General features: G+C 69.3%; 5 protein-coding genes. 2 read left to right on the plus strand and 3 right to left on the minus strand.

The genetic code is table 11. From position 1 onward, the window contains the following. Positions 1-257, minus strand: a 257-nt coding sequence (locus GJV64_RS12545; RefSeq protein WP_164157606.1) for a hypothetical protein, incomplete at its 3' end; no start/stop codon positions are given. Beyond that, positions 254-853 (minus strand): sigma-70 family RNA polymerase sigma factor, encoded by a 600-nt coding sequence (locus GJV64_RS12550; protein ID WP_235927738.1) that lies wholly within the window; start codon positions 851-853, stop codon positions 254-256. The genes GJV64_RS12545 and GJV64_RS12550, both read right to left, overlap by 4 nt. Before the next feature lie 155 nt (positions 854-1,008). On the opposite strand from GJV64_RS12550, the gene GJV64_RS12555 reads away from it, so the two are divergent. Further along, positions 1,009-1,878 carry an autotransporter outer membrane beta-barrel domain-containing protein gene (locus GJV64_RS12555; RefSeq protein WP_164157611.1) on the plus strand — a complete coding sequence of 290 codons (870 nt, stop codon included), beginning with the start codon at positions 1,009-1,011 and terminating at the stop codon, positions 1,876-1,878. A 9-nt stretch (positions 1,879-1,887) separates the two neighbouring features. On the opposite strand, the gene GJV64_RS12560 is transcribed toward GJV64_RS12555, so the two are convergent. Further along, on the minus strand, positions 1,888-2,310 hold the full coding sequence (locus GJV64_RS12560; RefSeq protein ID WP_164157613.1) for a hypothetical protein: 423 nt from the start codon (positions 2,308-2,310) through the stop codon (positions 1,888-1,890). Between the two features lie 548 nt (positions 2,311-2,858). Between GJV64_RS12560 and GJV64_RS15655 the strand changes: the two genes are divergently transcribed. Then, positions 2,859-3,446: a helix-turn-helix domain-containing protein gene (locus GJV64_RS15655; protein WP_164157615.1), complete on the plus strand. Its 588-nt coding sequence runs from the start codon at positions 2,859-2,861 to the stop codon at positions 3,444-3,446. Positions 3,447-3,699 lie beyond the last annotated feature (253 nt).

The raw sequence follows: 3,699 nt of genomic DNA on the forward strand, positions 1-3,699 counted from the left end.
GTGCGGGCGAGGCCGGCGGCCACCGCGGTGGCCAACCCCAGCCCGGCCACCGTTGCGAGCCCGGCGCGCAGCCAGCGGCGGCCCGCGTTGGAGTGCCGGAGCGCGGTGACCGGCGGCAGTGCCGTAATCTGGGTTGGCTCCGCCGGCATGGCGGCCATCATGATCCGGTCGGCCAGGCCGGCCGACATGGCGGGCACGGCGCTGGCAGCACCCAGCAGGCGGGCCAGATCGGCATCGGTGAGGGCGGGCATGTTCATGCGGCGTCTCCCGGCAACAGGCTTGTATCGATGCCCGCGGCCGCCAGCACCGATTTCAGTGCGGAGCGGGCGCGCACCAGCAGCGATTCAAAGGCCTTCGGGCTCAGGTCCATCACGTCGGCGGCCATCGGCCCGGTCAATCCTTCCCAATAGGTCAGCACGATCGCGGCCCGCTGCCGGTCGGGCAGGCTGGCCAGAGAGGCCTGGATGCGCGCCGAAAGGTCAGCGCTTTCCAGCAGCGCGTCGGCCAGCGGCGCCGGGTCGGCGCCTTCCGGCAGATCGGCCATCGTGTCGGGCCGCTTGCGGCGACTGCGATCGATGGCCAGGTTGGTGATCGCGCGTTGCAGGAAGGCACCGGCGCCCGTGCCACCCTTGGCCTGGCCGCCCTGCCAATGGCCGGCCTGTTTCCACAGCCGGGCAAAGCCCTCCTGCACCAGGTCCTCGGCCTCCACCGCGTCGCCGGTCAGCCGCCAGGCCAGCCGCCACGCCGACTGGCCGTGGCGATCGAACAGGCAGCGAAAGGCGCGCGCGTCACCGCTGGCGCACAGCGCCATCAGCTCGTCATCACTGTGGCCGGCGTCTGCCAGCCTCTGCATCAGCACGCGCGCTTCCCTTCATCCCCTTCAACGCGAGGGGTGCCGCCACTCCTTCGCGGCCCTGCCAGAAAAATCTTGAGGAACCGCGAAGGAGTGGCCGGGGCTTATGCGTTGAGACAGGGAATGACCGGCAAAATGCGAGGGGGACTGACGTGATGGTGAAGCGTGTAATGGTGGCGTTGCTTGCGCTGGCGGCAGCGCCGGCCCTGGCCCAGGCGAATGCCGCTGACGACAGCCGACCCTGGACCCTGTCCGCCAGCGGCGGCATCACTGCCATCCAGGCCCAGGCCGATCAGCCGTTCGTGGGCTTGGGCCTCAGGCGCGATTTCGGCAGCAGCTGGGTGAAGCTGGAAGGCACCTGGGTGGGCAGCGGCGATGCTCGCGGCGCCACCATCCCGGCCGACACCTGGATCGGCACGCTCTCGGCCGGGACCTATGTGGGCAACCTGGGGCTGGATGCCTATGTCTCGGCCGGGCGACGCAGCTTTGACGGCGCGGCCCTGCGCGGCCCGGGCGGGCAGGCGATCACGGTTGATCGTTCGGGCAGCATCTTCGGGGTCGGCGGCTCGATCAGCTATGACCTCGCGCTGTCGGAGCGCCTGTTCCTCACGCCCTTCGTGGGCGCCGATTACAACAACATCGACTTTGCAGCGGCGCTCACCGGCCCCGGCGGCGGCGTGATCGGCAGCCAGCGCCAGTCGAGCGACGGCATCACCGGCAGCGCGGGCGTCAGCCTCGCCCATCTGTTTGCGAACGATGGCGGCAGCATCGGCCTATCGGCAGCGGTCAGCACCGCCAGCAACATCGCCGCGGTGGGGCAGGTCGGCTTCGTGAACCGTCCCGGCGCCAACACGCCGCGCTTTGCCGATATCCCGAACGAGGGTGGCAGCTGGGGCGAGCTGGGCGCCAGCCTGTCGTTGAACGCCAGCAAGGCCGTGGCCATCGACCTGTCCGTCATCCAGACGGTCAGCTTCCCGTTCGGGGATACCACGGCCGGGATCGTGGGCCTGCGCTTCCGCTTCTGACGCGACGATTCATTCGCCGGCGCTGGCGGGCGCCAAGCGGGCGCTGCGGCAGTCCATCGCAAGGCTTATGCCAAACCAGATGGCGGCCGTGATGTCGAAGGCGCTGCAGAAGCCCGGCCACCAGGGCGGGACGCCGGCGTTTGCCACCAGCTGGTGGTGGAACAGGTCCATCACGCCATGGGCGGCCAGCGCGGCGGCGATCAGCCACGGGCTGCGCCTGAAGCCGATGATGGCGGCCACGGTGAACAGCAAGGCGATGCCTGCGTCGGACCACAGGGCCGTGCTGGAACCGGCCATGACCGCAAACAGGCAATAATAGGATGCGATCACGATCAGGATGACCGGATAGAGCGCGCGGTCGCGATCCAGGCCGGCCAGGCGCGTCATGGCGCAGACGGCCAGCGCGAGCAGGGTTCCGATCAGCATGCTCATGGGCGTTTGCCTTTCCCGATAGCGGGTGTGGCGGCGCCTGAGGCCGACCGTGGCCGGCCGTGCAGGCGCCGCCGCCGAGCCTTCATTTCGGGCAGTTGCAATCAGCGCCGCAGTTGCAGGCGGGGCCGCACGTGCACGACGGGCCGCACTTGCAGGCCTTGGGCGTTGCGGTGCAATTGCAGGTGGGGGTGCAGGTGCAGGGATTGCAGGTGCAGGTCTTGGTCATTTCTTGTCTCCAGTGCTTGGGTTGGTGGAGTGGCTGGATTATCCTGCAATCGAGGGCAGGAATTGAACGAAGGGGCTGATCTTTCCGGGCATGGTGGCGCGCACACCGGCCGAAGCAGCAGACATCCGATGCAGGAGGCGGAACCATTTCGATTCTGGGCCGAGGGCGGATCATCCTGTGGGAGGGGGCCAGCCTGTGGGTCCTGGAAGGTGCGCCCACCAATGCCGAGCTGCAGCCGCATTCCCACCATGCCATCCAGATCAGCATCTGCCTGAAGGGCAGCTTCGAGATTGGCCTGTCCGCCGCCACGCTGGCTGGGCCAGTGGCCATCGTGGGATCGGACACGCGGCACAGCTTCCGCGCTAACGGGGCGGTGGCCTTCCTGTTCGTCGCCCCCGAAAGTCTGGTTGGCCAAGCGCTGCGCGCTGCCTTGCCGGCAGATGCGCCCTGGGCCCAGCTGCACGATGGCCCCTTGGCAGCAGCGGCGGATGAACTGCGCTCCTGCCTGGAGCGTGGGTGCCCCCGGCCCGAGATGCTGGCGCTGGGGCGCAGGTTGCTGGCGCAGTTGCCGGCCGCTGCCAGCCTGGCGCCAACGGATTCCCGGGTGCTGCGGATGATCGATTTTGCCCGGCACAATCTTGAGGACAGGCTGTCATTGCCGGCGGCCGCTGCAGCCGTGCACCTCTCCACCAGCCGCGCGCGCCATCTGTTCGTCGAAGCCACGGGGCTGCCGTTCAAGACCTACGTGCTCTGGCTCAGGCTGGAACGTGCCGTGGCGCTCTATGCAGATGGCCGGTCGTTGACCGAAGCCGCCCATGAAGCCGGCTTTGCCGATTCCGCCCATTTCAGCCGGACCTTCCGGCGCACGTTCGGGCTGCCGGCGGCGGGCTTGCGCCTGTATCGCGAGTGACAGGCTGGCTGGGCAGGAAAAGGGCCGCGCTCCCCGGGGGAAGCGCGGCCCATTCTGTCTGGCCCTGATGGCGAACGGCGTCAGTCGTCGTTGCCGGTCAGGAAGCTGGGCAGGCCGGGGTCGCCGCCCTCACCTTCGCTGCGCGGACGGCGTTCGCCCCGATCACCACCGCGGTCGCCACCACGGTCGTCACGGCGCGGACCCCGGTCGCCGTCGCGGCGCGGACCGCGATCGCGGCCACGGTCGCCGTCAC

Source organism: Sandarakinorhabdus rubra, assembly GCF_010994245.1.
GTDB classification, from domain to species: Bacteria; Pseudomonadota; Alphaproteobacteria; order Sphingomonadales; family Sphingomonadaceae; genus Sandarakinorhabdus; species Sandarakinorhabdus rubra.